Here is a 25042-nt window from a genome sequence, read left to right as displayed (position 1 = left end):
CCCGTCACCGGTTCCTGGGACCGGTGACGGGCCGTTCGTCTACCGTCCACGGCATGCCTGAGATCCGCGCGATCCGTCGCCTCACCGACGCCGTCGAGCACGCGAGCGTGCTCGACAAGGCCGTCGACATCGACCGTGCCGTCGTGAATGCCCTCGCCAAGCCGAAGGCCCTGCGCCAGCTGCTGCACGGCGTGCCGTTCGGCCACCCGATCCACCCGCTCATGGTGCAGGTGCCCCTCGGTGCCTGGATCTCCGCCGCGGTGCTCGACCTGCTCGGCGGGAAGGGCAACGCGAAGGCCGCCAAGACCCTGGTCGGCGTCGGGGTCGTCTCGGCGAGCAGCGCCTCGGTCGCCGGCTACGTCGACTGGTCCGAGCTGAACCGCGAGCAGCTCCGCACCGGATGGGTGCACCAGGCCGTGAACTGGACCGGCCTGTCGTTGTACGGGCTGTCGTGGCTGCAGCGGAAGCGCGGCAACCACGGCGCCGGCAAGCTGCTCGGCTTCGCGGGTCTCGCCGTCGTCAGTGTCGGCGGGTACCTCGGTGGGCACCTGTCCTACCGACAGCGTGCCGGCGTCAGCGAACACGGCGAGGTGCCGTTCGACGCCTGATCCGCTTCACAGGTCCGGCAAAGGTACGTCACGTGTGATGTATCGATGCGCGTACTCGTGGTGGACGACGAACGGGCCCTCGCCGACCTGGTCGCGACGGGCCTGACCCGACAGGACATGGCGGTGGACGTCGCCTACCGCGGCGACGACGCCGACGAGCTGCTGGCGGTGCACGACTACGACGTCGTCGTGCTCGACCGTGACGTCCCCGGGCTGCACGGCGACGAGGTCGCACGGCGGCTCACCGCGCGCGGCGCACTCACGCGGATCCTCCTGCTCACCGCCGCGACGACGTTGAGCGACCGTGTGCACGGGCTCGAGCTCGGTGCCGACGACTACCTGACCAAGCCGTTCGAGTACCCGGAACTCGTCGCCCGGGTCCGCGCGCTCGGTCGACGGAGCGTCGCACCCGTCGCCCCGGTGCTCGAGCGTGCGGGGTTCGTCGTCGACACGAACCGGCGGATGGCCACGCGCGACGGTCGCCCGCTCGACCTGACCTCGAAGGAACTCGGGGTGCTCGAGACGCTGCTCCGCGCGGACGGTCGGATCGTGTCCGCCGAGCACCTGCTCGAGAAGGTCTGGGACGTGAACACCGACCCGTTCACCGCCGCGGTCCGCGTGACGATGTCGAAGCTCCGCCGGAAGCTCGGGGACCCCGACCCGATCCGGACGGTGCCCGGCCAGGGCTACTCGCTGTGAGTCGGTGGGCCCGGGGCCGGAGCATCCGGACCCGGACGGCCCTGACGTTCGCGCTCGCGGCCATGGCACTGGCGACCGGGGTCGTCCTCTTCACGAACACGATGTCGCTGGCCGGTGTCGGTGCCGGCCTCGACACCGCGGCCGTGCAGCGCCCGCCGTCCGGATCGCCGGGTGCCACGACCGCTCCAGAACCGATCGAGGTGGGCGGAGACGATGACGGTGCGGTGGCGGTGATCCGGCTCGTGGCCGTGCAGCAGTGGCAGTGGTCCGCGATCGGGATCGCGGGTGCCGGGCTCGCGGCCGGGGGCATCGGCTGGCTCGTCAGCCGCCGGGTCCTCCGGCCCATCGACCGGATCACCGCGACCACGAACCGCATCTCGGCGTCGAACCTGCACGAGCGCATCGCGCTGGACGGTCCGGACGACGAGCTCCGGCGCCTCTCGCGCACCGTCGACGATCTGTTGGCCCGCCTGGAGACCGCGTTCGAGAGCCAGCGTCGGTTCGTCGCCCAGGCGTCACACGAACTCCGGACGCCCCTCGCGGTGCAGCGCGCGGCGGTGCAGATCGGTCTGCACGACGACGCCGACCCCGCGGACGTCCGAGCGGTCCGGGCGGAGCTGCTGGAGCAGAACCGCCGGACCGAACGGTTGGTCGAGTCGTTGCTCGTGCTCGCCGAGGCCGATCGCGGCCTGGCGGGTGCGACGCGCGCGGTCGACCTCGACGAGGTGACCGCCGAGGTCGTCGCGGGTGCGGCCCGGGACGCGGCCGAGGCGGAGGTGACGCTGACCCATGAGCGCCGCACCGGGCCTCCCGGCCTGGTCGCACCGGGGGAGCCGACGCTGCTTCGGCAGCTGCTCGGCAACCTGGTCGGCAACGCCGTCGAGTACAACGAACCCGGCGGCGCCGTCCTGGTGACCACGGAGCCGGACGGCTTCGTCGTCGAGAACGATGGGCCGGTGGTCCCGGCGGACGAGGCGGGGCTGCTCGTCGAGCCGTTCCGCCGCGGCGGGGCGGACGCCGGACTCCGGCAGCACAGCGGTCTGGGTCTGTCGATCGTGGCCGCCATCGTGCACGCGCACGGGTGGCACCTGTCGATCACCGCACGGCCGACGGGCGGGCTGCTCGTCCGGGTCCGTGTTTCGCCGGTGCAACCCGACGAGCACGCGGGGCGAAACAGCCGTTCCGGTGTGCTGGAGGCATGAACCACACCACGAAGACGACCACCCGTCGCACCCGGTCCCTGATGAGCGCAGCCGCGGCCGTCGTCCTGCTGCCCCTGCTGCTCGTCGGCTGCTCGGACACGGCACCGGACGACGACACGACGACGGCAGCCGGGAGTGCGGCGCCCGGCGTCGCCCTGGCCGAGTGCATGCGCGACCACGGGTACGACATGCCCGACCCCGGTACGGGTGGCGGGTCGATGCAGCTCAGTGCACCCGACGGCGTCGATCCCGAGCAGTACCAGAGGGACCTCAAGGGCTGCCTCGACGACTCCGCAGCCGCCGGCGACGCGCAGGCCGCGCAGCCGATGCCGGGCAGCGAGGAGATCGCCCGGAAGACCGCGGAGTGCCTGCGGGAGCAGGGGTTCCCGGACTTCCCGGACGACCAGGAGGCGCAGAACCGGTTCCAGCCCGACGACCAGGAGGCGTTCGACGAGGCCGCCGGCACCTGCACCGACGCGGCCTTCGAGGCCGTCCAGGGCGGAGCCGGGTCGTGAGCCACCGGCGCGCTCGACGCCGGACGATCGTGTCGGTGTGCCTCGTCGCGGCGGTGGCCGCGGGGGCCGGGACGTGGGCCCTCGCCACGGTGCCGAGTGGTCCGGGAGCCTCGGCCAGCAGCGGGTCGCGCGGCGGGACCGCGTCGACCGGAGCCACCGCCACGGTCACGCGCGGCGACCTGACCGACTCGAAGGTGTTCGCCGGGACGCTCGGGTACGGCGCAGCGACGGGGGTCCCCGGTGCCGCCGCCGGCACGATCACCTGGCTGCCCCGCGCCGGCGACGTCATCGAACGCGACGGGGCCCTGTACGCCGTCGACGAGCGGGACGTCCGGTCGATGTACGGCACACCGTGCCGCTCTGGCGTGACCTGGAACGGGGGCTGCAGGGCTCCGACGTGCGGCAGCTCAACGAGAACCTGGCCGCGCTCGGGTACGACGTGTCCGTGGACGACCGGTTCGGTCCACGGACCGAGCGGGCCGTCCGGCAGTGGCAGCGGGACCGCGGACACGAGGTGACCGCGGTGCTGACGGCGGACGACGTCGCCTTCGTCGACGGTGCGGTGCGGGTCGCCTCGGTCGACGGTCGGCTCGGGGAGCGGATCGCCGGCGGAGCGGGTGCGGGCGCGGGAGCGGGTGCCGGTGGCGCTGGTGCAGCGGCCGGCGCGGGTGCGGCGGCCGACGTCCTGCAGGTCACGAGCACCCGGCGCGTCGTCGCGGCGACCGTGCCCCAGCGCGACGCCGAGCGGCTCGCGGTCGGCACCGACGTCGAGGTCCGGGTGAACGGCGCCGGGGCAGCCATGCCCGGATCCGTCGTCGACGTGCAGCCGACGACGAGCGAGGACGGCGGCACGTCCGTCGACGTCTCGGTGTCGTTCGACCCGGGGAAGCGGACGCTGCCCGCGGCAGCGTCCGCGCAGGTCGACGCGAAGGGCGCCACCGAGCACGACGTCCTGTCCGTGCCGGTCGCCGCACTCGTCGCGGGCGCCGGTGGCCGGTACGCCGTCGACGTCGTGCGGCGGGACGGCACGACGGAGCGGGTCCGGGTCGAGCCCGGCTTCAGCGCGGACGGACGGATCGCGGTCACGGGCGACCTGGCCGCCGGCGACCGCGTGGTGGTGCCCGGATGAGCGCCGTGCTGCCACCTGCCGCCGTGCTGCCACCCGCCGCCGTACTGCCACCCGACTCCGTCCTGTCGCTCCGTGAGGTCACGAAGACCTACGGCGACGTCGGAGCCCTGCGCGGGGTGTCGCTCGAGGTCACCGCGGGTGAACTCGTCGCGGTCGTCGGCCCGTCGGGGTCGGGCAAGTCGACGATGCTCAACGTCGTCGGGACCCTGGACCGTCCCACGTCCGGCACGGTGACGATCGCCGGCAACGACGTCGCGACGATGTCCGACGACGCCTTGTCCGGACTCCGTGCCGACCACATCGGGTTCGTCTTCCAGCACTTCCACCTGCAGGCCGGCGCGACCGCCACCGAGAACGTCGCCGATGGCCTGCTCTACCAGGGCGTGCCCCGGCGCGAGCGGCACCGACTGGCAGTCGAGGCCCTGGGCCGCGTGGGCCTGGCGCACCGGGTGGACCACCGACCGCACCAGCTCTCCGGTGGGGAGCGCCAACGCGTCGCCATCGCGCGGGCCGTCGTGGGCGACCCGACGATCCTGCTCGCCGACGAACCGACGGGTGCGCTCGACTCGGCGTCCGGTGCCGCGGTGGTCGAGCTCCTGCGCGAGCTCAACGCGGCGGGCACGACGGTCGTGGTCATCACGCACGACCTCGACCTGGCGGCGTCGCTGCCCCGGCAGGTCCGGATGCGCGACGGCCGGATCGAGCACGAGGTCACGCCCGTCGTCGACGAGGTCGCCCGGTGAGCCGGCGTCGGTCCGTGGGCGCGGTCGACCTGCTCCGCCTCGGCGTCTTCGGGTTGCGGACCCGTCCGGGTCGCGTCGTGCTGTCGGCGCTCGGCATCGCCTTCGGCATCGCGGCGATGCTCGCGGTCGTCGGGATCTCGTCGTCGAGCAAGGCGAAGGTCGACCAGGTGCTCGACACGCTCGGAACGAACGTGCTCACCCTCACCCAGGCGCAGGGCCTCGGCGAACCGGTCCCGTTGCCGTCCACCGCACTCGAGTCGGTGCTGCGGCAGGACGACGTCGAGTCGGCCGCGGCCGTCGGCACCGTGCCCGACACCGGTGTGTACCGGAACGACCACGTCCCGGCGCCCGAGACGAAGGGCCTCGGGGTGCTCGCCGCGTGGGGCGACGTGCCACGGGTCCTCGGCGGCCAGCTCGCAGCCGGACGGTGGATCGACGACGCCGCCGGGGCGCCGCCGCAGGTCGTGCTGGGAGCACGGGCGGCCGCGGTCCTCGGCTTCGACGACCTGCACCCGGACAGTCGGGTCTGGATCGGCGGTCGCTGGGTGCAGGTGGTCGGGGTGCTCGAACCCGTCGCGCTTGCCGAAGACCTCGACTCGCGGGTGTTCGTACCCCGCGGGTTCGCCGGACAGCTGGGCTTCGACGGGGCCCCGACCGCGGTCTACACGCGTGTCGACCCGGAGCACGTCGAACGGTCCAGGGACCTGCTCGCCGGTGCGGTCCGACCCGGGGCACCGCAGGACGTCGGCGTGACACGGCCGTCGGACGCGTTGGCCGCGAAGGACGCCACGGACGACTCCTTCACCGGGCTGTTGGTCGGCATCGGCGGGGTGGCGCTGCTCGTCGGCGGCATCGGGGTGGCGAACACGATGGTGATCACCGTCCTGGAACGCCGTGCCGAGGTGGGCGTCCGTCGTGCGCTGGGGGCCCGTCGTCGGAACATCCGCGACCAGTTCCTGGTCGAGTCGTTGCTGCTGTCGTTCCTCGGCGGGCTGGCCGGCGTCGTGCTCGGCGCCGCGGTGACGGTCGTCTTCGCCGTCACGCAGGGCTGGCCGGTCGCGCTGCCGGTCTGGGCCGTCGTCGGGGGACTCGGTGCCACGGTCGTCATCGGCGGGGTCTCCGGGCTCTACCCGGCGGCACGCGCGGCGCGGATCCCGCCGACGTCCGCCCTGGCGGCCGTCTGACGCGTGCGGTGGACGCACGCACGGGAGGCCCGGTGCCGGTCCGGCGGACCGGCACCGGGCCTCCAGGCGGTCGCTTCTCCCCACCGGACGCGAGTCGCAGATCATGCCTGGTCATGACCACCTGGTCAAGCATCTGCGTCGATCTGTTCGACATCCGTGATGCCCCGGAAACACGCGGATCGAAAGCGGTCACAGGGACCGATCCAACGGTTGACAAGGGGCCGTGCAGGGTCTTCTATTGCGAATACGCAACGTCCTTTCATAAAGGTCGGACCAAGGGAGTCATCGTGACACGAACGCGTTTCGCCGCACTCGGTGCGCTCGCCCTCGCAGGCGCGCTCGCCCTCACCGGGTGCTCCGCCGGGAGCAACGCCGCTTCCGACGGCGGCACGAAGTCCATCGGCACACCCGATGGCAAGGGCAAGACCATCACCGTCTGGATGATGAACGGCGACCTGAGCGACAAGGTGCTCGACGCCGCCGGCAAGCAGTTCACCGCCGACACCGGGGCGAAGGTGAAGATCCAGACCCAGCAGTGGGACGGGATCACCACCAAGCTCACCACGGCGCTCGCGCAGAGCGACGCCCCCGACGTCGTCGACCTCGGCAACACGCAGGTGCCGGTCTACGCGGCCGCCGGCGGGTTGACCGACCTGACGCCGTACCGCGACGAGCTCAAGGACGGCCAGACCTGGCTCACCGGGCTCGAGGGCCCCGCCACCGTCGACGGCAAGCTCTACGGGGCACCGCTGTTCGCCGGCAACCGGGCCGTGGTCTACGACAAGAAGGTCTGGAAGGACGCCGGCGTGACCGACGTGCCGACCACCTACGACGAGCTCACCGCCGACCTCGACAAGGTCAAGGCCGCCAACCCGGCCAGTGACTTCTCCGCCTTCTACATGCCCGGTCAGTACTGGTACGGCGGGCTGCAGTGGGTCTGGGACGCCGGCGGCGAGATCGCGACGGACAAGGACGGCAAGTGGACCGGCACGCTCGACTCCGCGGACGCGGTCGAGGGGCTGACCGCCTGGAAGGACTTCCAGAACGCGTACTCGGCGAAGTCCACCCAGGACATCAACACCGACAAGCCCTCGCAGAGCGACGTCTTCGCACAGGGCAACACCTCGGCGTTCCTCGGGTCCGCCTGGGAGATCGGCTCGATCACCACGGCGAAGCCGGAGCTCGCCGACCGCATCGGCACGTTCCCGATGCCGTCGTCCACGGCGGGGAAGACGCAGCCGGTGTTCCTCGGCGGCTCCGACCTGGGGATCCCGGCCAAGGCGAAGAACCAGGAGCTCGCGCTGTACTACCTGAAGATCCTGACCTCGAAGGAGTTCCAGCAGGACCAGGTGTTCGGGGTCGACGGCTGGGAGCCGAACTCCACCGAGCTGCTCGACGCGGTCGCCGGCGACGTCGACGAGCTGCACAAGCCCTACTTCGAGGCGGCCGGCACGAGCCGACCGACCCCGGCCACCCCGGGCTGGGCCACCATCGAGGGCGACGCCTCGTTCCAGTCGATGTTCGCCGACGTCGCGACCGGCCGGAAGTCGCCGGAGCAGGCCGCCGAGGGCTTCTCGAAGCACCTCACGACCGCGCTGAACGCGCAGCCGTAGGCGATGACGTCCACTGCGGAGCCGGTGACCGACGCGGAGCAGTCCGCGCCGGTCACCGGCGGGCGGGGCGCCGGCGGCTCTCGTACCGGGGGCCGGTGGGCCCGGGGCCGGCGGGCCGACGGGCCGGTTCAGGGGTCGTCGCGGGGGACCCGTCGGGGTGGGCGCGGCGCGGGTCGTCGGTCGCCGGTCGGGTCGCGGGCGCCGCTCGTCCTGCTGGCCCCGGCGGCACTGCTGCTCCTGGCCCTCGTCGTCTACCCGCTCGTCCGGCTCGTCGTCATCTCGTTCCAGGACTACGGGCTGCGGGCGATCTTCACCGGGCAGGCCGGGTTCACCGGGCTGACGAACTACACGGACGTCCTGACCGACGCCTCGTTCTGGCCGGTCATCCTGCGCACCGTGCTCGTGACGGGCGCGATGGTCCTGGGCACGATCGTCATCGGCATGGGGGTGGCGCAGCTGCTCACCCGCCTCGGGGTCGCGATGCGCACGATCGTCAGCGTCGTGCTCGTGCTGGCCTGGGCGATGCCGAACGTGGCCTCGAGCCTGGTCTGGCAGTGGCTCTTCCAGCCGTTCTACGGCGTGCTCAACTGGCTCATCACGCAGCTGCGGGTGTTCGGGGACCACACGCAGGACAACTGGGCGTCGCACCCGGGGCAGGCGTACACGATCGTGCTGACGCTCGTCATCTGGCAGGCGGTGCCGTTCGTGGCGCTGACGCTGTACGCCGCGCAGTCCCAGATCGCGCCGGAGTACTACGAGGCCGGTGCGCTCGACGGGGCCTCGGTGTGGACGATGTACCGCGCGATCACGCTGCCGGCACTCGCGCCGACGCTGCTGCTCGTGTCGATCCTGTCGGTGATCTGGGACTTCAACGTCTTCAACCAGATCTGGCTGCTCACCCGCGGCGGACCGGAGGAGGCCACGCTGACGCTCGGCATCTGGACCTTCGTGCAGTCGTTCGTGTCCAACGCCTACGGGCAGGGCGCGGCGATCGCCGTGATCTCGACCCTGATCCTCGGGGTGCTCACCAGCTACTACATCCGCCGGCTCGTCCGCAGCGGCGAGGAGGACCTGTGACCGTCTCGAGAACGGCGCCCCGTACGAGCGAGGCGTCCGCGCCGGGCCCCGTGCGGGTGCGCAAGCGCAAGCCGCGCGTCCTCGCGAACACCATCGCCGTGCTGTTCTGCCTGGTCTGGGTGTTCCCGATCTACTGGATGGTGAACACCGCCTTCAAGCCCGCCGACGAGGTCACCACGATGACCCCGATCTGGGCGCCGCTGCACCCGACGCTCGACAACTTCACGCGGGCGCTCACGCAGGAGGGCTTCCTGGTCTACCTGCGGAACTCCACGATCGTCGTGGTGGCGGCCGTACTGCTGTCGATCGTCGTCGGGTTCCTGGCATCGGCGGCACTGTCGCGGTTCCGGTTCCGGGGACGGCGGGCGATCCTGGTCGCGATCCTGTTCGTGCAGATGATCCCGTCGGGTGCACTGCTCATCCCACTGTTCCTGTCGTTCCAGACCCTCGGGCTGCTGAACAGCTACGTCGGGCTGATCCTGGCGTACGTGGCGAGCGTGCTGCCGTTCTCGATCTGGGTGATGCGTGGCTTCTTCGTGGCCGTCCCCGTCGAGATCGAGGAGGCGGCGAAGGTGGACGGCGCCGGCACCTTCCGGATCCTGTGGAGCGTGCTGTTCCCACTCGTCATGCCCGGGGTCATCGCCACGAGCGTGTTCGCGTTCATCGCGGCGTGGAACGACTACCTGATCGCGTACGTGATGCTCAAGGACCAGGGGATGTACACGCTGCCGGTCTGGCTCGCCGGGTTCTCGACGAACAAGGGCACGGACTTCGGCGGGCTGATGGCGGCGAGCGTGCTGTTCTCGATCCCCGTCGTGGTGTTCTTCCTCATCGTGCAGCGCCGACTGGTCACGGGCATGACGGCCGGTGCCGTGAAGGGGTAGCACGTCGGACGACCGACACCTGCGTCGTGTCGCGAGGTCGCAACACCCCGCGTGCATGCCTGCGAGCGGTCAAGGAGTGTCGGCTGGCGCCATTGCAGCCGACACTTCGTGACCCCTCGGCCTCCGGGTTGCGACGTGTTGTGACCGCTGCAGCGCACGGCCTGCACCTGTGGACGTGTTGGTTGCGTGACGGAATGGTTGCGTTCTTGTGGGTTTCGGACGTACAGTGCTCGATACCCAACGGAACGAAGGAGTTCGGGCATGTACGCAACCGAGCGGCACACCGCCATCGCCGCCGAGCTGCAGTCCGCCGGTCGCGTGTCGGTCGCCGGGCTTGCCGAGCACTTCGACGTCACCACCGAGACCGTGCGCCGCGACCTCGACCTGCTCGAGACCGCCGGGGTCCTGCGCCGGGTGCACGGGGGAGCGGTCCCCGTCGGGCGCTCGAGCGTCGTCGAGCTCAGCGTCGCCGAGCGGGAGGGCCAGCACGGCTCCGCGAAGTCCGCGATCGCCCGGGCCGCGATGCGCCTGGTCCCGCCGACGTTCACCGGCTCGATCGCCCTCGACGCCGGCACCACGTGCGCCGCAGTCGCCTCCGAACTCGCCCGCTGGGAGCCCGAGGTCGCCGGCTCGACGATCACCGTCATCACGAACTCGGTGCCGATCGCCGCCACCCTGCAGCACAGCGAGCACCTCGAACTGCACCTGCTCGGCGGCCGCGTGCGCGGCGTCACGAGCGCCGCGGTCGGCACGGCCACCGTCGAGCAGATCGGCGCCCTCCGGCCCGACGTGGCGTTCATCGGCACGAACGGCTTGTCCGCCGGCTTCGGCCTGAGCACCCCGGACGAGTACGAGGCCGCCGTGAAGGGCGCCTACGTGCTCGCCGCCCGACGGGCCGTGGTGCTCGCCGACGCCGCCAAGCACGGCGTGGAGGCCCTGATGCGGTTCGCGCGCCTGGACGAGATCGACACGCTCGTCACCGACCAGCAGCCGCCCGCCGACCTGGCCGAGGCGCTCGCCGGCTCCGACGTCGAGGTCGTCGTCGCATGAACGTCCGCATCGTCACGGTCACCCCGAACCCGTCCCTCGACCGCACGATCGAGCTCGCCGGCGAACTGCAGCGCGGCGCGGTCCAGCGTGCGACCCGGTCCACCGCGGAACCCGGCGGCAAAGGCGTCAACGTCTCCCGCGTGGTCGTCGCGAGCGGCGGGGACACCGTCGCCGTCCTGCCGGGCGACGAGCTCGACCCGGTCCTGCTCGGCCTGGCGACGCGCGGCATCCCCACCGCAGCGCTGCCGATCGGGGCGCCGCTCCGGTCGAACGTCACCGTGACCGAGCCGACCGGCACCACCACGAAGCTCAACGAACCCGGCCCGTCGCTCGCCGGTCGCCTCGACGACCTCGCCGCCCTGGTCGCCGACACCGCCGCTGCGACCGCCACCGGTCCCGCCGCCCGCTGGGTCGTGGTCGCCGGGTCGCTGCCGCCCGGTCTGCCCGACGACGCGCTCGCCGTGCTCGTCCGGGCCGTCCGTGCCCGCCACGGTGCGGACGTCCGGATCGCCGTCGACTCGTCCGGGGTGCCGTTCACCGCGCTGCTGCAGTCGGGGGAACGGATCGACCTGGTGAAGCCGAACGCCGAGGAACTCGCGGAGGTCGTCGGCGGCGACCCCGAGGAGTACGAGCGCGACCTCGACGCCGCGGTGGCCGGGGCCCAACGGCTGCGGCGGAGGAACGTCGGCACGGTCCTGCTCACCCTGGGCAGCGCCGGTGCCGTGCTGGTCTCCGACGAGGGCGCGTTTGCCGCCGCCGCACCGAAGATCGTCGCCCGGTCGACGGTCGGCGCGGGGGACTCCTCGCTCGCCGGCTACCTGCTCGCCGAGGTCGCGGGAGCGTCGCCCGAGCAGCGTCTCGCGCAGGCCGTCGCCACCGGTGCCGCGGCCGCAGCCCTGCCCGGCAGCGACGTGCCGGCACTCGACCACACCGACCCGACGGCGGTCTCCGTCCGGGTGCTCGAAACGCACCCGGCCCCCGAACCCGCCTGATCCCCTCCCCACCCGATCACCCCACGAACACCTGCACCACCGCGCGATCAGCGCCATTGCGAAGGAGCAAGCACATGTCCGCAGACTCGAGTCCGCGCCTCATCAGCGCACAGCTCGTCGGCCTCGACGAGGACCTCGGCGCCACGTCGACCGACGTGATCCGGGTGCTCGCCGACCGCGTCGCCGCGACCGGCCGCGCCGCCGACGGCACCACGCTCGCCGACGACGCCATCAAGCGCGAGGCGAGCGTCGGCACGGGCGTCCCCGGCGGCATCGCCATCCCGCACGCCCGTTCGGCGTCGGTGTCCGAGCCGACGCTGGCGTTCTCGCGCCTGGCCCGGAAGGTGCCCTTCGGTGCTCCGGACGGCGACGCCGACATCGTCTTCATGATCGCCGTGCCCGAGGGGGCGGACAAGGACCACCTGACGGTCCTCTCGACCCTGGCCCGCGCGCTCATCCGTGAGGACTTCACGGCCGCGCTGCGCGCCGCGACCACGGCCGACGAGATCGTCCGGTTGGTCGACGACGAGGTGAGTGGCGAAGTTGCCGAGGCGGGCGTCGGGAAGGCGAGCAGTGCCTCCGAACCGGCCACCGCGCCGGAGGCGGGCCGCAAGGTCTTCGTCGGCGTCACCGCCTGCCCGACCGGGATCGCGCACACCTACATGGCGGCCGACGCCCTCGTCGCCGCAGCCCAGCGCGCCGGTGCCGAGATGCACATCGAGACGCAGGGGTCCTCGCAGGTCGAACCCCTCGACCCGGCGCTCATCGCCCGGGCCGACGCCGTGGTGTTCGCGGTCGACGTCGACGTCCGCGACCGCGGTCGGTTCGCCGGCAAGCCGCTGGTGTCCGGACCCGTGAAGCGCGGTGTCGACGAGCCCGACAAAATGATCGCCGAGGCCATCCGCGCCTCGGAGGACCCGCACGCCGCACGCGTGCAGGGCGGCGCCGCCGTCGAGGGCGAGTCCACCGCCAAGAACGAGCACTTCGGCCAGTCGCTCAAGCGCTGGCTGCTCACGGGCGTCAGCTACATGATCCCGTTCGTCGCCGGCGGCGGGCTCCTCATCGCGCTCGGCTTCCTGCTGTCCGGGTACGGCATCGCGCTGACCCACGGTGACTCGGGCCAGAACAACGCCGTGTTCACGCTCACCAACTACACCCTGCTGAACCTGCCGCCGGAGGGCCTCGGCTACTACCTCGGCGCCGCCGCGTTCCAGATCGGGTCCGTGTCGCTCGGGTTCCTGGTCGCAGCACTCGCCGGGTACATCGCGTACGCCATCGCCGACCGTCCCGGTATCGCACCGGGCTTCGTGGCCGGGTCCATCGCCGTGTTCATGAACGCCGGGTTCCTCGGCGGTCTGGTCGGTGGCCTCATCGCCGGTGCCGCCGCGTACTGGATCGGGCGCATCCCGACCTGGCGCTGGCTGCGCGGCCTGATGCCGGTCGTGATCATCCCGCTGTTCGCGTCGATCATCGCCTCGGGCCTCATGCTCCTGGTGCTCGGCGGCCCGATCGCCTGGGTCATGACCGAACTCACCGCCTGGCTCAACTCGCTCTCCGGTGCCTCGGCCGTGCTGCTCGGGATCATCCTCGGCCTGATGATGGCGTTCGACCTCGGTGGTCCGGTCAACAAGGTGGCGTACGCGTTCGCCGTCGCCGGGCTCGGTGCCGGGACCGCCACGAACGTGGTGCCGTTCGAGATCATGGCCGCCGTCATGGCGGCCGGCATGGTGCCGCCGCTCGCACTCGCACTCGCCTCGACCGTGCTCTACCGCAAGGGCTTCACGAAGCCGGAGCGCGAGAACGGCAAGGCCGCGTGGCTGCTCGGTGCGTCCTTCATCTCCGAGGGTGCGATCCCGTTCGCCGCTGCCGACCCGCTGCGCGTCATCCCGGCGTCGATGGTCGGTGCCGCGATCACGGGTGCGATCTCGATGGCTGCCGGCGTGACCTCGCGAGCGCCGCACGGCGGGATCTTCGTCTTCTTCGCGATCGGTGACGTCCTGATGTTCGTCGTCGCGATCCTGGCGGGGACCGTGGTGTCCGCGCTGGTGCTCGTCGCCCTGAAGAAGTGGGTCCGTCGTCGCCCCGTCGACGAGGCCGCTGCGGCTAGTGAAGCTGCGGTGGCGGGCGAGACGGTGGGCCAGCGCGCACCGGTCGCCGCGTAGTCGACGCGACCCCAGGGAAGACGGGAGGCCCGGTGCCAGCTGGCACCGGGCCTCCCGTCCGTCGTGCGGTCGCGACGCACCGCCGGCCGCGCGTCGAGCGGTCACGTCACGTCGCTGGCGTGGCGCCCACACGTCGGAACCTGACCGCTCGGCGGAACCGAGCGGGGTGTCGCGACCGCTCGACGCGCGCTACTCGGCGATGTTCGCCGTCACCGCGTCGATGTACGCCGCACGCTCCTCACGCGAGTGCGGGCGCCCCGGGACGCCCGGTCGCTGCTCCCACGGGAACGGCCCGGCCTCGTGCCGGTACTCGATGCCCATGGCCTCGAGCCGGGCGGTGTGCTCGGCCAGGCGTCCGCGGAACTCGGCGAGGTCGCGCGGCCCGGTGACGTCCGCCGACCACAGTGCCTCGGCGAGGGCGGCGACGCGGGGGAAGAGCTGGTAGTCGAGCCGACGGGCGGAGTCGACGTGCTCCGTCCACATGTTGCCCTGGCCGCCGATGACGTGGGCGCGCTCGGCCTCGGTGAGTCCGGACGGCACCGGGTCGAAGGCGAAGACGTCGTCGACGGTGAGCACGATCGAGACCGGGATCGGCTCGGTCGGCAGGTCGCTCTGGCGGTAGTCGAGGTACACCTGGTCGTCCGGCGACGAGATGACGTCGTGCCCGCGGCGGGCGGCGGTGCGTGCGCCGGTCAGCCCGCGCCAGGAGACCACGGTCGCCGAGGGGTCGAGCGTGCCGCCCTCGAGGATCTCGTCCCACCCGAACGCCCGCCGGCCGTGCGACTCGACGTGTGCGGCGAGCTGCCCGATGATCCAGGCCTGCAGCTGTTCCTCGTCCCGCAGCCCGAGCTCGCGGATGCGCTCCTGGGTGCGCGGGTCGGTCTCCCACTGCACCTTCGGGCACTCGTCACCGCCGATGCCGATGTAGCCGGAGGGGAAGAGCGCGATGACCTCGTCGAGGACGTCCTTGAAGAAGTCGATCGTGGCGTCCTCGGCGTTCAGGACGTCGTCGGCGATGCCCCACTCCGTCCACACCTCGACGGGCTCACCCGTGACGCCGAGCGACGGGTAGGCCGCCAGCGCCGCACGGACGTGCCCGGGGGTCTCGATCTCGGGGACGACGGTGACGAACCGGTCGGCCGCGTACGCCACGATCTCGCGGATGTCGTCCTGCGTGTAGTACCCGCCGTGCGGGCGGCCGTCGAACCCGGCGACGACGAGTGTGCCGTCGGGCCCGGGGACGTGCGCGCCGACCTGGGACTCCCGACGCCAGGAGCCGACCTCGGTCAGGCGCGGGTGCTTCCGGATCTCGATGCGCCACCCCTGGTCCTCGGTGAGGTGGAAGTGCAGGCGGTTGATCCGGTGCGCGGCGAGCTGGTCGACGACCCGCATGACCTCGTGCTTCGTGCGGAAGTGGCGGGCGACGTCGAGCATCACGCCGCGCCAGGCGAAGGCCGGGGCGTCCTCGACGACCACGGCGGGGACGGACCACGGGCCGGTCGCGACCCGGCCGCTGCGGTACACGTCCGGGGGCAGCAGCTGCAGCAGGGCCTGCACGCCGTAGAAGACCCCGGCGGGCGAACCGCCGACGACGTCGATGCCGTCGGGCGTCACCGTGAGGCGGAACGACTCCACCCGGTCGCCCTCCGGCGTCGTCGGACCCGCGGGCAGGGACGGGTCGTCGGCGACGCGCAGCGCGATCGTGCCGGCCCCGGGTGCCGCGTCGTCGAGGGCGTCCCGCACCGGCAGCCCGGTCGATCCCCGCAGGGTCTGCTGCAGGTACAGTCGGACGGACTCGCTCGCCGGGTCGGCGGCGATCCGGGTCGACGGGGTGATCTCGAAGGCCCCGACACCGGGAGCGGTGCGGCGCGGTCGTGGGACGAGCATGTCGGAGCCACCATTCCTCAATGATCTTTCGTAATGTGGAGGCTATGACCGTGGAGCAGACCGTGTCAACGACCCCTGGCGTCGCGGGCGTCGTGGTGGCGACCCCCGGTGTCGTGGGGACGACCCCCGGCGTCCTGCGGCAGATGAACTCGCGGGCCATCCTCGACGAGCTCCTGCGCGACGACGTCTCCCGCACGGTCACCGAGCTCGGCCGCACGGTCGGACTCTCCCGCCCCACGGTCGAGGCGGCGCTCGCCGACCTGGTCGACCAGGGCTGGGTGACCGAGGCCGAGGCGATCGCGACCCCGAACAAGGCCGGTCGTCGGGCCAAGCGCTTCGCGGCGGACGCGTCGGCCGGCTCCGTGCTCGGCGTGGACCTCGGCCTGCACGGCATCGTCGGCGTGCGGGCGGACCTGCGCGGCGTCACGCTCGCCCGCGTCGAGGAGCGCTACACCGACCTCGCCGACGCCGAACAGGCCTGGTCGAGCGTGCAGGACGTGGTCCGTCGGCTGACGTCGCCCGTCGGTGGCGCGGTCGGCGGCCCCGCCGGTGGAGCCCCGGTGCTCGGTGCCACGTTCGGCGTCCCGGCGGTCGTCGACCGTGACGGGGCGATCGACTACACGGTCGCGGTGCCCGAGTGGGTCGAGCGACGGGTGCCCGGCCGGATCCAGGACCTCTTCCCCGGGGTCGCCACCTTCTTCGACAACGACGCCAAGCTGGCCGCCACAGCCGAGGCCCGGTGGGGTCGGTTCCACGGCGTCCGGGACGGCCTGTACCTGGTCATGGGTCGGCAGATCGGTGCCGCCCTGGTGGTCGACGGCTCGTTGGCGCGCGGTGCGCGCGGTGCCGCCGGTGAGATGGGCGGCATCGCCTCGACCGGCTGGCCCGCCGCACCCGCCCGCCTGGAGGCCCGGATCCCGTCCGACACGGACCTCGAGTCCGTCTTCGCCGCGGCCGCCCAGGGCTCGGTGTCGGCCGTCGAGACCGTTCGTGCGTTCGCGGCCGACGTGGCACCCGGCGTCGTGCAGCTCGTGACGACGATCGACCCCGAGGTCGTCGTCGTCGGTGGCGAGGTCCTGCCGGCGGCGGAGGTGTTCTGCGCCGCGCTCGACGAGATCGTCACGCCGCGGCTCCGGCACCCGGTGGCGTTCACCCCGTCGACCGTCGGGCGGGACGCCGTGGCCCGGGGTGCGCTCGCCCGGTCGCTCGCGCACGTCCGATCCGTCCACATGGGACTCGGCTGACACCCAGGGAGCGCGCCGGGTCCTGACAGGGCGTTCAGGAATGCTGAGGGCATGACGACTGCCGTGACCGCCCGTGCCATGACCGTCGCCAGTGGCGACTCCACCGCTCCGTCGGACCTCGGGGGACTCTCCGGCCTGGTGCTCCAGCTGATCGACGCCCTGGGGGAGTGGGGCGTCGGGCTGATGCTCTTCGTCGAGACGGTGTTCCCGCCCATCCCGTCCGAGGTCATCCTGCCGCTGGCCGGGTTCCTCGCGGGCGCCGGCCAGATGAACCTCGTGCTCGTCCTGGTGCTGGCGACGCTCGGCTCGTACCTCGGGGCGCTGGTGCTGTACTGGCTCGGCGCGAAGATCGGGTTCGAACGCACCACACGGTGGTTCGGCAAGCTGCCCCTCGTCGACGAGGACGACTTCCGCAAGGCAGCCGGCTGGTTCCACCGGCACGGCAAGAGCGCGGTCTTCTTCGGCCGGTTCGTCCCGATCGTCCGCAGCCTCATCTCGTTGCCGGCCGGCGCCGACCGCATGCACCTCGGCACGTTCTCGGTGTTCACGATCATCGCGAGCGGCATCTGGAACAGCGCGCTCGTGCTGCTCGGTGCCGCGTTCGGGTCGCAGTACGACCAGGTCGAGGCCTACACCGAGTGGATCGACCGCGTGCTCTACGTGGCGATCGCCGCGGTCGTGGTGACCTTCGTCGTGCGCCGGATCCGCCGTGTGCGCGCCGAGCGGCGCACGGGCGGCCCCGACGACCACGACGACGCCGCCGGCAGCACTGCCGTGGGCGGTGCCCGGGGTCGTCGTCGCGCCGAGCCCGCCCGCGACTGAGCCTCAGGCCTTCGTCAGCGCCGACTCCTTGTGGGCGGCCTGCTTGCCGCTCTTCTCCGACTCGACGATCCAGTACGGGTCGTCGTCGGTCGGCCTGAAGTGCTGCCCGTCGAACTCGAAGTCGCTCGTCCGCTTGCGTACGAGCGTGCCGGTCGTCCTGCCCTGCGAGGTGTTCCAGTGCACCTCGTCACCCTTCGACAACGCCATGCTGTCCTCCTTGCGCGATTCCTCGTCCTGGTGGAGGTCGGACTGTACCCCGTCGATCCCCGGAAACCCGGGGGAGTACGGCGATCACGATGTCGTAACGGCCATGCGGATCGAGAGTCGGACGCGTACCGTTTCCCTTGAGTCCACACGTCGGCAGCGGCCGCGGAACCACGGGCTCCGGACGGGACGACGGACACCATGACCCTGCTGGACAGCGCGCGGGCGGACACCGTCCTCTCTGCGCGGTACCGGCTCGTGAAGCTCATCGGCACCGGCGGCATGGGATCCGTCTACGAAGCCCGTGACGAGCACACGTACCGGGCCGTGGCCGTGAAGCTCTTCGCGACCCCGGACAAGATGACGACCGCCGACCGCGTCCGCCAGGAGCGCGAGATCCGGCTGCTCAGCATGCTCTCCCACCCGGGGCTCATCCCGCTGTACGACGCCGGCACCCACGAGTTCGAGGACGGCCCGCACCGGTTCATCGTGATGGAGCTCATCGCCGACACGACGCTGCTCCGCCGCCTGTCCGAGGGCGCCCTGCACAACTACGAGGTGGCCGACCTCGGTGCGCAGCTCGCCGACGCCCTGGCCTACGTGCACTCCCGCGGCATCGTGCACCGCGACGTGAAGCCCGCCAACATCCTGATCAGCGACGAGGGCTCGTCCGGGTTCGCGCGCACGGTCAAGCTCACCGACTTCGGCGTCGCCCACTTCGTCGACGGCTCCCGCCTGACGAACGACGGCACGGTCATCGGCACCGCCGCCTACCTCAGCCCGGAGCAGGTCGCTGGCGAACCGATCAGCTTCGCCACCGACGTGTACTCGCTCGGGCTCGTCCTGCTCGAGGCGCTGACCGGCAAGCAGGAGTACTCGGGCACCCTGATCGAGGCCGCACTCGCCCGGCTCCGTCGCGATCCCGACATCCCGGACGACGTCGCCGACGAGTGGCGCGAGCTGCTCAGCCGGATGACCGCCCGCGACCCGGAGCGCCGGCCCACGGCGGTCGCCATCGCCAACGCGCTGCGCGGCGGGTCCACCCAGATCACCGGCCCGGTGCCGCTCGGCCCGGAACGCGTGAAGCACCAGCGCGACCACCGCATGCACCGCGCCGCGCACCGGCACGCCAAGCGCGGCACGTTCTCCGCGGTGCGTCGCTGGCGCCGGCGGAACGTCCTGGTCGGGTCCTTCGCGGCCTTCGGCGTCACCGCGGCCTGCGTGGCCGCCTACGTCGCGGGTGCCCTGCACTGACCCGCTCGGCGGCTCCGTGCTCCGAGCACCGGAGCGCCCTGGCAGGATGGACAGCATGACCGACCAGCGCTGGATCAAGATCTGTGGCCTGTCGACGCCCGACACCGTGGACGCCGCCATCGACGCGGGTGCCGACGCCGTCGGGTTCGTCTTCGCGGCGGGCAGCCCCCGGACCGTCACCGCCGACCTGGCGAAGGAACTGGTCGAGCGGGTGCCGGACGGCATCGACGCCGTCGGGGTCTTCCGTGACCAGAAGATCGACGAGATCGTGGGCATCGCCTCCGAGGTCGGGCTCACCACCCTGCAGCTGCACGGTGGCGAGTCGGCGTCCGACTTCGCCCGCGCGCGCGATGCCGGCTTCTTCACCATCCGCGCCATCGCGGCCGAGGACTACCTGCGCGAGACGCCCGAACAGCGCGCCGCGTTCGACCACGACCTGCTGCTGCTCGACGCCGCCGTGCCCGGCAGCGGTCGGCTCGTCGACCCGGCCACGATCGACGGCGTGGACGAGGCCTGGATCCTCGCCGGTGGGCTGACCCCGGCCAACGTGGTCGCCGCGGTCGAGGCGCTCGACCCCGACGGCGTCGACGTGTCGAGCGGCGTCGAGTCCGAGCGCGGCGTCAAGGACCCCGCGAAGATCCGTGCGTTCGTCGAGGCCGTCCGCAGCCTGGGCTGAGTGCCCGGCTGCATCGGTCGCGTTCGCGGCTCTGGACGCGACCGCGGACTGACAGGAGGCGCGGTGCGGGCCCGCCACGGGCCTCCCGTCCGCCGCGCGCTCAGCGCAGGGTGGGGATGAGCTCCGTCAGGAACGCGTCGGTGTCCTCCCAGCCCTCGACCGCGTGGCAGGGGACGCCGAGCCCCTTGACCGGGTAGTCGTTGCCCTCGGGGTCGAGCCGGTCGCCGACGAAGAGCATGTCGTCGAGCGCGATGCCGGTGATCTCGGCGAGACGCTGCATGCCGTAGGCCTTGTCGATGCCCTTGCGGGTGATGTCGATGCTCGTGGAGCCGCCCGAGCGGACCTCGAGGTCGGGCAGGTCCTGCTGCACCAGACGGCGCAGGTGGTCCTTCTTCTCGCCGGTCGGGTCCCACTGCTTCTTGACGTCCACCGGGGCCGACTGGCCGAGGGCGGAGAACGTGATCTGCGACCCGCGGTCCTCGAGGATGGCGCCCCAGGTCTCGGACTCCCAGTACCCGGCTTCCTTCGCACGGGCCTCGACCGCGGCGAGGGCGCGGTCCTTCTGCTCGTCGGTGAGGTCCTCGGCGTACTGCAGTGCCCAGTCCTGGTCCTCCCAGCGGTAGTACCGGGTGCCGCAGGTCGGCAGGAGGTGCAGGGCGTCGAGCGTCAGGCCCTCGCGCTGCCGGAGCGGGGTGACCAGTTGCTGCTCGAACTGGGTGAAGTTGCCGCCGGAGATGACCGCGACCGGCACGACCTCGAGCAGGGACGCGAAGGTCTCGAGCATGCGGGGGTCGAGGGAGGACTTCGACGGGGCGAGCGTGTCGTCCAGGTCGAAGGCGACGAGGCGGGGCGTGGTCATGCCACCGATCCTGCCAGAGCCCGCCGACCACCCGCAGGGTGCGACCACCCGGGTGCCCGGGTGCTGCGCGATGTCTGCGGGGTCACGCGCGGTGCGTGGCGGGGACCCGGTCGCGGGCGTAGGTGATGTCCGTGTAGCCGTGCGGGGCGGGGTTGCCGTCCTCGTCGAGGTTCACGAAGACGACCTCGTCGATCGTCAGGATGCTGCGGTGCGTGAAGAGGTTGCGCGCCTCGGCCCGCATGGTCAGCGACGACCGGCCGAACCGGGTGGCGACGAGGCCGATCTCGACGATGTCGCCCTCCTTGGCCGAGGACAGGAAGTTGATCTCCGACATGTACTTCGTGACGACCTTGCCGTTGCCGAGCTGGATGATCGCGTAGACCGCGGCTTCCTCGTCGATCCAGCGGAGCAGGCTGCCGCCGAACAGGGTGCCGTTGGCGTTGAGGTCCTCGGGTCGCACCCACTTCCGGGTGTAGAAGTTCATCTCCGGCGGGGCGTCGTCCTGGTGCTGATCCATGTCACGTCATGGTACGCCGACGGCCGCGCCCTCGCAGGGACACGGCCGTCGTGGCGATCGCGGGCGGCGATGCCGCCGGTGCTCACTCCTTGACGAGGACGACCTCGTCGAGGGGGATGCGGGTGCGGGGGGCGACCTCGCGCTCGGCGGCCTTGTCGTCGAGCTGCGACGGGTGCGCGACGGTGCCGACGGCCGTGACCGTGTACGGCAGGAACCGCTCGGGCAGGTCGAACGCGGCGCGGAGCCCGGCGGCGTCGATGCCCGCCATCTGGTGCACGTGCAGCCCCTCGGCGTGCGCCTGCACGGTCAGGGCGGCGAGCGACTGGCCGAGGTCGTACTGCGCGAAGGGGCGCTCCTCACCGTCGGCGGTCACGGTCTCGAGCACGCCGACGACGAGGGCGCTGGCGCGGAAGGCCCAGGCGGCGTTGAAGCCGAGCAGGTTCTCGTTGATCTTCCGGAACGTCTCGGTGCCACGGCGGCCGGCGATGAAGCGTCGGGGCTGGAAGTTCATGGCCGAGGGGGCCCAGCGAGCGGCCTCGAGGACGGCGTCGAGCTGGTCGTCCGAGATCGTCGCGGTCTCGTCGTAGGAGCGCGGGCTCCAGCGCTCCTCGAGCAGCGGCACGAGCGGCTGGCTGGAGTCGGTGGACCGGGTGAGGGTGTCGGCGTTCGTCGAGGTCATGATGCGCTCAACGGTATTCGATGCGTACGCATTTCCGACCTGAGTGACGTCACATCACCGCCGGCAGGTGCCAGGATGGACGGGATGGGTGGCGTGTTGACCGGCTTCGCGATCATCGGCGCGATCATCGCCGGTGGGTACGTCGTCGGACGCATCGGTCTGCTGGGCCCGCACGCGCAGTTCGTGATGAGTCGGCTCGCGTTCTTCGTGCTGATGCCGTGCCTGCTGTTCCACACCATCGCGACCGCCGACATCGCGTCGCTGCTGTCGTCGATGCTCTGGGTCTCGCTGCTGAGTGCCGCCGTGGTCGCCCTCGGTGCCGCCGCCGTGTTCCGTCTCGTGCTGCGCCGCCCCGTCACCACGACCACCGTCGGCGCCTTGGCGTCCAGCTACGTCAACGCGAACAACATCGGACTGCCGGTGGCCGTGTACGTGCTCGGCCAGGCGACCGCGGTCGTGCCCGTGATCCTGCTGCAGCTCGTCGTGATGGCCCCGATCGCGCTGACGATCCTCGACGCTGCGACCGCGGGAGGCGGCGGGTGGGGTCGGCGGATCGCGGGGCCGTTCCGGAACCCGATCATCATCGCCTCGCTCGTCGGGCTCGTGTGCTCGGCGACGGGGACCACGCTGCCCGACCCGGTGCTCGAGCCGTTCTCGCTCGTCGGCGCGGCCGCGGTGCCCGTCGTGCTGCTGTCGTTCGGGATGAGCCTGCACGGTGCGACCCCGCTGCGGGACCCGGCGATCCGCACCGACGTCATCGTCGCGTCGTCGATCAAGCTCGTGGTGATGCCGGCCGTGGCGTTCGTGTTCGCACGCTTCGTGTTCGGGCTCGGCGACCAGGAGGTCTTCGTGCTCACCACCCTCGGCGCCCTGCCGGCGGCGCAGAACGTCTTCAACTACGCGCAGCGGTACGGGGCAGCGGTCCCGGTGGCGCGCGACGTCGTGCTCATCTCGACGCTCGGCTCGGTGCCCGTGCTCGTCGCGATCGCCGCCCTGCTGCACCCGTAGCGCGCCGTGGTCGCGCGACGCGGCGGACGGGAGGCCCGTGGCGGGGCCGAACCGGGCCTCCCGTCCGGCCGTGGTGGCGACCACCGCGGATGGTGAGCAGCAGAGGTCGGGTCGCGTCCGCCGACCCGACCCGTTCTGCTCACGAAGCGCGGACGGCACGCGCGTACCCTGGCGGGCACGCGGGGCGGACCGCCCCGTGACCGATGACCACGACGAGGAGACCGGCGATGGACACGATGGCGATGATGAAGAACATGTCGATGACGGACATGCCCATGGAGATGGACATGGACATGGACATGATGCAGGACACGATGATGGCGATGAACGCCGCGTCGATGGCGGCGACGATGTGCTCCGCGGCCGACATGCGGATGGGCGGCGAGATGGCGACCTGCGCCGCGATGTGCTCGAACACCGCGATGCTCGCCGACACCGGCATGCGGATGATGATGCGTCCGATGGGGATGGACACCGCCGCGATGCAGGCGATGCTCATGGCCGTCGTCGCGATGGGCACCGCATGTGCCGCCGAGTGCCGCCAGCACCAGGACATGGACGAGTCGTGCCGGTACTGCGCCATGGCCTGCGACGAGATGGTGTCGAAGTGCCAGGCGATGCTCGACTCGATGGCGGCCTGAACCGCTCCGCCTGAACCGCTCCGCCTGCGCTACGCGACGCGTGCGGTGGTCTGTCGACCGCCGGCGCTGAGGATCTCTGCGACCGGGTGGTGGGCGACCGGCTCGCCGACCGACAGGACGCCGTCGGCGTCCGCCACCCGCAGCTGCGTGATGCTCCCGTCGAGGAACAGCACCACGGCGTCGGCTGCGCGGGTCTCGACGACGATGCCGTCGCGCCACGCACCGGGGGCCGCGGTCGCCATGAGGCGCTGGATGGGAAGGATCGTCGTGCGGGACATGGCTTCACCTGCTCTCGAAGGGGTTCGGTGCAGGAAACCTACGTCGGCGTGACGGACGGCTCAATCACGGCGGACGCCGGGCGTAACAGAGCCGGACGTGCGTCGTCGCTCCGGGCCGGGGGACCCGACCCCGATCAGAAGATCATCGGTCGGTCGTCGTCGAGCGACGTGTCCAGGTCGAGGTCGACCACCACGGGCACGTGGTCGCTCGGGGCGTCGCCCTTGCGCTCGTTCCGGTGGATCGAGGCGTCGGTGACGACGTCCGCGAAGGCCTGCGAACCGAGGACGAAGTCGATGCGCATGCCCTCGTTGCGCGGGAACCGCAGCTGTTTGTAGTCCCAGTAGGTGTAGCCGTCGGGCACGATCGGGCGGACGACGTCCTGCAGACCCCGCGCCTCGAACTCGCGGAACGCGGCCCGCTCGGGGTCGCTGACGTGGGTCGACCCCTCGAAGACCCGCATGTCCCAGACGTCCTGGTCGAGCGGTGCGACGTTCCAGTCGCCCATCAGCGCGAGCGGGGTCTCCGGCGACGCCTGGATCCACTCCGAGGTGCGGTCGGCCAGCTGGGCGAGCCAGTCGAGCTTGTACGTGTAGTGCGGGTCGCCGAGCTCGCGGCCGTTCGGCACGTAGAGGCTCCAGAGCCGCACGCCGTCGACCGTGACGCCGATCGCGCGGGCCTCGACCGGCAGGTCCGGCCCCTCGTGGCCCTTCAGGAACCCGGGCTGGCCGGGGAAGTCGCGGGTGACGTCCTCCATCGGCAGCCGGCTGGCGAACGCGACGCCGTTCCACTGGTTCAGACCGTGCGCCTCGACGTGGTACCCCGCGGCCTCGAACTGCTCGACCGGGAACTGCTCCGGCTTGCACTTGATCTCCTGCATGCCGAGGACGTCGATGTCCTCACGCACCAGCCAGTCGACGATCCGACCCACTCGGGTGCGGACGGAGTTCACGTTCCAGGTCGCGACGCGCATGGAACAAGAACCTACCGGTGCCGACTGACGACGAGGTCGGCGCGTGCGTCGCTTGTGCGGCGTGCGGCACGTGCGTCGCCTGTGCGGCGTCCGGCGTGCGTCGCCTGTGCGGCGTACGGCACGTGCGCCGCCTGTGCGGCGTAC

Annotated in this window: 27 protein-coding genes; 19 read left to right on the top strand and 8 right to left on the bottom strand. The window is 71.8% G+C overall.

Features of this window, described 5'->3' with window-relative positions; genetic code table 11:
• Positions 1–53: 53 nt before the first annotated feature.
• From BR70_RS19255 to BR70_RS0103040, 13 genes are all read left to right on the top strand, one after another.
• On the top strand, positions 54–608 hold the full coding sequence (locus tag BR70_RS19255) for a DUF2231 domain-containing protein (protein WP_051596580.1): 555 nt from the start codon (positions 54–56) through the stop codon (positions 606–608).
• Between the two features lie 45 nt (positions 609–653).
• The gene (locus BR70_RS0103100) at positions 654–1307 is read left to right on the top strand and encodes a response regulator transcription factor (protein ID WP_027464882.1); all 654 of its coding nucleotides are present in this window, start codon (positions 654–656) and stop codon (positions 1305–1307) included.
• The gene (locus tag BR70_RS0103095) at positions 1304–2509 is read left to right on the top strand and encodes a sensor histidine kinase (RefSeq protein WP_027464881.1); all 1206 of its coding nucleotides are present in this window, start codon (positions 1304–1306) and stop codon (positions 2507–2509) included. Before BR70_RS0103100 ends, BR70_RS0103095 begins: the two co-directional genes overlap by 4 nt.
• Positions 2506–3024, top strand: coding sequence for a hypothetical protein (locus tag BR70_RS23540; protein ID WP_051596579.1), 519 nt, complete (start codon positions 2506–2508; stop codon positions 3022–3024). The genes BR70_RS0103095 and BR70_RS23540 overlap by 4 nt, the downstream gene beginning before the upstream one ends.
• A 352-nt stretch (positions 3025–3376) precedes the next feature.
• Positions 3377–4153 (top strand): peptidoglycan-binding protein, encoded by a 777-nt coding sequence (locus BR70_RS23535; protein ID WP_197019609.1) that lies wholly within the window; start codon positions 3377–3379, stop codon positions 4151–4153.
• Positions 4150–4896 carry an ABC transporter ATP-binding protein gene (locus BR70_RS0103075; protein WP_231495632.1) on the top strand — a complete coding sequence of 249 codons (747 nt, stop codon included), beginning with the start codon at positions 4150–4152 and terminating at the stop codon, positions 4894–4896. The genes BR70_RS23535 and BR70_RS0103075 overlap by 4 nt, the downstream gene beginning before the upstream one ends.
• Positions 4893–6080: an ABC transporter permease gene (locus BR70_RS0103070; protein ID WP_027464877.1), complete on the top strand. Its 1188-nt coding sequence runs from the start codon at positions 4893–4895 to the stop codon at positions 6078–6080. The genes BR70_RS0103075 and BR70_RS0103070 overlap by 4 nt, the downstream gene beginning before the upstream one ends.
• 287 nt (positions 6081–6367) lie before the next feature.
• The gene (locus BR70_RS19235; RefSeq protein WP_035807929.1) at positions 6368–7693 is read left to right on the top strand and encodes a sugar ABC transporter substrate-binding protein; all 1326 of its coding nucleotides are present in this window, start codon (positions 6368–6370) and stop codon (positions 7691–7693) included.
• A gap of 3 nt (positions 7694–7696) precedes the next feature.
• Entirely contained in the window at positions 7697–8770 is a 1074-nt protein-coding gene (locus BR70_RS19230) for a carbohydrate ABC transporter permease (protein ID WP_081827208.1), read from the top strand.
• Positions 8767–9654, top strand: a complete 888-nt coding sequence (locus BR70_RS0103055) for a carbohydrate ABC transporter permease (protein WP_231495631.1) — start codon at positions 8767–8769, stop codon at positions 9652–9654. Before BR70_RS19230 ends, BR70_RS0103055 begins: the two co-directional genes overlap by 4 nt.
• Before the next feature lie 261 nt (positions 9655–9915).
• Positions 9916–10704 (top strand): DeoR/GlpR family DNA-binding transcription regulator, encoded by a 789-nt coding sequence (locus BR70_RS0103050; protein WP_027464875.1) that lies wholly within the window; start codon positions 9916–9918, stop codon positions 10702–10704.
• Entirely contained in the window at positions 10701–11696 is a 996-nt protein-coding gene (locus BR70_RS0103045) for a 1-phosphofructokinase family hexose kinase (RefSeq protein ID WP_027464874.1), read from the top strand. The genes BR70_RS0103050 and BR70_RS0103045 overlap by 4 nt, the downstream gene beginning before the upstream one ends.
• 74 nt (positions 11697–11770) lie before the next feature.
• On the top strand, positions 11771–13858 hold the full coding sequence (locus BR70_RS0103040; protein WP_027464873.1) for a PTS fructose transporter subunit IIABC: 2088 nt from the start codon (positions 11771–11773) through the stop codon (positions 13856–13858).
• Between the two features lie 189 nt (positions 13859–14047).
• On the opposite strand, the gene BR70_RS0103035 is transcribed toward BR70_RS0103040, so the two are convergent.
• Positions 14048–15745, bottom strand: coding sequence for a beta-N-acetylhexosaminidase (locus BR70_RS0103035; protein WP_027464872.1), 1698 nt, complete (start codon positions 15743–15745; stop codon positions 14048–14050).
• 62 nt (positions 15746–15807) lie between these two features.
• Between BR70_RS0103035 and BR70_RS0103030 the strand changes: the two genes are divergently transcribed.
• The gene (locus BR70_RS0103030) at positions 15808–16989 is read left to right on the top strand and encodes an ROK family transcriptional regulator (RefSeq protein WP_197019608.1); all 1182 of its coding nucleotides are present in this window, start codon (positions 15808–15810) and stop codon (positions 16987–16989) included.
• A 51-nt stretch (positions 16990–17040) separates the two neighbouring features.
• A complete protein-coding gene (locus BR70_RS0103025) occupies positions 17041–17811 on the top strand; it encodes a DedA family protein (RefSeq protein WP_442854626.1) in 771 nt (256 codons plus the stop codon).
• A 3-nt stretch (positions 17812–17814) separates the two neighbouring features.
• Here BR70_RS0103025 and BR70_RS0103020 read toward each other — a convergent pair whose 3' ends face one another.
• On the bottom strand, positions 17815–18018 hold the full coding sequence (locus tag BR70_RS0103020; RefSeq protein WP_027464869.1) for a hypervirulence associated TUDOR domain-containing protein: 204 nt from the start codon (positions 18016–18018) through the stop codon (positions 17815–17817).
• 198 nt (positions 18019–18216) lie between these two features.
• Between BR70_RS0103020 and BR70_RS19225 the strand changes: the two genes are divergently transcribed.
• Both BR70_RS19225 and BR70_RS0103010 read left to right on the top strand, forming a co-directional pair.
• The gene (locus BR70_RS19225; protein ID WP_051596578.1) at positions 18217–19269 is read left to right on the top strand and encodes a serine/threonine-protein kinase; all 1053 of its coding nucleotides are present in this window, start codon (positions 18217–18219) and stop codon (positions 19267–19269) included.
• A 55-nt stretch (positions 19270–19324) separates the two neighbouring features.
• Positions 19325–19945, top strand: coding sequence for a phosphoribosylanthranilate isomerase (locus BR70_RS0103010; protein ID WP_027464868.1), 621 nt, complete (start codon positions 19325–19327; stop codon positions 19943–19945).
• Between the two features lie 100 nt (positions 19946–20045).
• Here the strand turns inward: BR70_RS0103010 and BR70_RS0103005 are convergent, their stop codons facing one another.
• The 3 genes from BR70_RS0103005 to BR70_RS0102995 form a co-directional block, all read right to left on the bottom strand.
• A complete protein-coding gene (locus tag BR70_RS0103005) occupies positions 20046–20804 on the bottom strand; it encodes an HAD-IIB family hydrolase (protein ID WP_027464867.1) in 759 nt (252 codons plus the stop codon).
• An 82-nt stretch (positions 20805–20886) separates the two neighbouring features.
• Positions 20887–21321, bottom strand: a complete 435-nt coding sequence (locus tag BR70_RS0103000) for an acyl-CoA thioesterase (protein ID WP_081827206.1) — start codon at positions 21319–21321, stop codon at positions 20887–20889.
• A gap of 82 nt (positions 21322–21403) precedes the next feature.
• Positions 21404–22000, bottom strand: coding sequence for a nitroreductase family protein (locus BR70_RS0102995; protein ID WP_027464865.1), 597 nt, complete (start codon positions 21998–22000; stop codon positions 21404–21406).
• Between the two features lie 84 nt (positions 22001–22084).
• On the opposite strand from BR70_RS0102995, the gene BR70_RS0102990 reads away from it, so the two are divergent.
• On the top strand, positions 22085–23008 hold the full coding sequence (locus BR70_RS0102990) for an AEC family transporter (RefSeq protein ID WP_027464864.1): 924 nt from the start codon (positions 22085–22087) through the stop codon (positions 23006–23008).
• Positions 23009–23147: 139 nt separating this feature from the next.
• Here BR70_RS0102990 and BR70_RS23530 read toward each other — a convergent pair whose 3' ends face one another.
• Positions 23148–23297: a hypothetical protein gene (locus tag BR70_RS23530; RefSeq protein ID WP_173032071.1), complete on the bottom strand. Its 150-nt coding sequence runs from the start codon at positions 23295–23297 to the stop codon at positions 23148–23150.
• On the opposite strand from BR70_RS23530, the gene BR70_RS0102985 reads away from it, so the two are divergent.
• Positions 23296–23649 (top strand): four-helix bundle copper-binding protein, encoded by a 354-nt coding sequence (locus tag BR70_RS0102985; protein WP_231495630.1) that lies wholly within the window; start codon positions 23296–23298, stop codon positions 23647–23649. The genes BR70_RS23530 and BR70_RS0102985 overlap by 2 nt on opposite strands.
• 29 nt (positions 23650–23678) lie before the next feature.
• Here BR70_RS0102985 and BR70_RS0102980 read toward each other — a convergent pair whose 3' ends face one another.
• Both BR70_RS0102980 and BR70_RS0102975 read right to left on the bottom strand, forming a co-directional pair.
• Positions 23679–23927, bottom strand: coding sequence for a hypothetical protein (locus tag BR70_RS0102980; RefSeq protein ID WP_027464862.1), 249 nt, complete (start codon positions 23925–23927; stop codon positions 23679–23681).
• 134 nt (positions 23928–24061) lie between these two features.
• Positions 24062–24898: an exodeoxyribonuclease III gene (locus BR70_RS0102975; protein ID WP_027464861.1), complete on the bottom strand. Its 837-nt coding sequence runs from the start codon at positions 24896–24898 to the stop codon at positions 24062–24064.
• Positions 24899–25042 lie beyond the last annotated feature (144 nt).

Origin of the sequence: Curtobacterium sp. UNCCL17 (assembly GCF_000686685.1) — a bacterium.
Lineage (GTDB): Bacteria > Actinomycetota > Actinomycetes > Actinomycetales > Microbacteriaceae > Curtobacterium > Curtobacterium flaccumfaciens.
Note: the sequence above shows the minus strand (reverse complement) of the source record. Positions and strands in the feature narration are given on the sequence as shown.

What these genes read in the sequence shown, in the direction of transcription:
- BR70_RS19255 (WP_051596580.1), top strand. Translation starts at nt 54, where the DNA reads ATGCCTGAGATCCGCGCGATCCGTCGCCTCACCGACGCCGTCGAGCAC.
- BR70_RS0103100 (WP_027464882.1), top strand. Translation starts at nt 654, where the DNA reads ATGCGCGTACTCGTGGTGGACGACGAACGGGCCCTCGCCGACCTGGTC.
- BR70_RS23540 (WP_051596579.1), top strand. Translation starts at nt 2,506, where the DNA reads ATGAACCACACCACGAAGACGACCACCCGTCGCACCCGGTCCCTGATG.
- BR70_RS0103075 (WP_231495632.1), top strand. Translation starts at nt 4,150, where the DNA reads ATGAGCGCCGTGCTGCCACCTGCCGCCGTGCTGCCACCCGCCGCCGTA.
- BR70_RS19230 (WP_081827208.1), top strand. Translation starts at nt 7,697, where the DNA reads ATGACGTCCACTGCGGAGCCGGTGACCGACGCGGAGCAGTCCGCGCCG.
- BR70_RS0103050 (WP_027464875.1), top strand. Translation starts at nt 9,916, where the DNA reads ATGTACGCAACCGAGCGGCACACCGCCATCGCCGCCGAGCTGCAGTCC.
- BR70_RS0103045 (WP_027464874.1), top strand. Translation starts at nt 10,701, where the DNA reads ATGAACGTCCGCATCGTCACGGTCACCCCGAACCCGTCCCTCGACCGC.
- BR70_RS0103040 (WP_027464873.1), top strand. Translation starts at nt 11,771, where the DNA reads ATGTCCGCAGACTCGAGTCCGCGCCTCATCAGCGCACAGCTCGTCGGC.
- BR70_RS0103035 (WP_027464872.1), bottom strand. Translation starts at nt 15,745, where the DNA reads ATGCTCGTCCCACGACCGCGCCGCACCGCTCCCGGTGTCGGGGCCTTC.
- BR70_RS0103025 (WP_442854626.1), top strand. Translation starts at nt 17,041, where the DNA reads ATGACGACTGCCGTGACCGCCCGTGCCATGACCGTCGCCAGTGGCGAC.
- BR70_RS0103020 (WP_027464869.1), bottom strand. Translation starts at nt 18,018, where the DNA reads ATGGCGTTGTCGAAGGGTGACGAGGTGCACTGGAACACCTCGCAGGGC.
- BR70_RS19225 (WP_051596578.1), top strand. Translation starts at nt 18,217, where the DNA reads ATGACCCTGCTGGACAGCGCGCGGGCGGACACCGTCCTCTCTGCGCGG.
- BR70_RS0103010 (WP_027464868.1), top strand. Translation starts at nt 19,325, where the DNA reads ATGACCGACCAGCGCTGGATCAAGATCTGTGGCCTGTCGACGCCCGAC.
- BR70_RS0103005 (WP_027464867.1), bottom strand. Translation starts at nt 20,804, where the DNA reads ATGACCACGCCCCGCCTCGTCGCCTTCGACCTGGACGACACGCTCGCC.
- BR70_RS0103000 (WP_081827206.1), bottom strand. Translation starts at nt 21,321, where the DNA reads ATGGATCAGCACCAGGACGACGCCCCGCCGGAGATGAACTTCTACACC.
- BR70_RS0102995 (WP_027464865.1), bottom strand. Translation starts at nt 22,000, where the DNA reads ATGACCTCGACGAACGCCGACACCCTCACCCGGTCCACCGACTCCAGC.
- BR70_RS0102990 (WP_027464864.1), top strand. Translation starts at nt 22,085, where the DNA reads ATGGGTGGCGTGTTGACCGGCTTCGCGATCATCGGCGCGATCATCGCC.
- BR70_RS0102985 (WP_231495630.1), top strand. Translation starts at nt 23,296, where the DNA reads ATGGACATGGACATGATGCAGGACACGATGATGGCGATGAACGCCGCG.
- BR70_RS23530 (WP_173032071.1), bottom strand. Translation starts at nt 23,297, where the DNA reads ATGTCCATCTCCATGGGCATGTCCGTCATCGACATGTTCTTCATCATC.
- BR70_RS0102980 (WP_027464862.1), bottom strand. Translation starts at nt 23,927, where the DNA reads ATGTCCCGCACGACGATCCTTCCCATCCAGCGCCTCATGGCGACCGCG.
- BR70_RS0102975 (WP_027464861.1), bottom strand. Translation starts at nt 24,898, where the DNA reads ATGCGCGTCGCGACCTGGAACGTGAACTCCGTCCGCACCCGAGTGGGT.